Genomic DNA, 237 nt, shown 5'->3' with positions numbered 1-237 from the left:
GGGCTTCATCGCCGAGATGGACGAGGCGATCGCGGCGGAAGACTTCGAGCATTACGTCAAGGTCAATTTCGCCTTCCACGAATTCATCGTCGTCAGTGCGGGCAATGCGGCGCACGCGCAGCAATATCTGGGCCTGGTCAAGCAGCTTCGCCTCTATCGCGCCCGCAACCTGATGCTCGGCGATTCCATGCATGCCTCGCATCTGGAGCACCATGCCATGGCCGATGCGCTGGTCAG

1 protein-coding gene is annotated in these 237 nt (G+C 60.8%); it reads left to right on the top strand.

Going from position 1 to position 237, the window contains the following annotated elements:
• Positions 1-237: FCD domain-containing protein (locus tag KVS69_RS20550; RefSeq protein ID WP_217540197.1), on the top strand; the 237-nt coding region annotated here is incomplete at both ends.

Source organism: Stenotrophomonas sp. GbtcB23 (assembly GCF_019091045.1).
Taxonomy (GTDB): domain Bacteria; phylum Pseudomonadota; class Gammaproteobacteria; order Xanthomonadales; family Xanthomonadaceae; genus Stenotrophomonas; species Stenotrophomonas rhizophila_A.
This window is presented reverse-complemented; position numbering and strand designations above follow the sequence as displayed.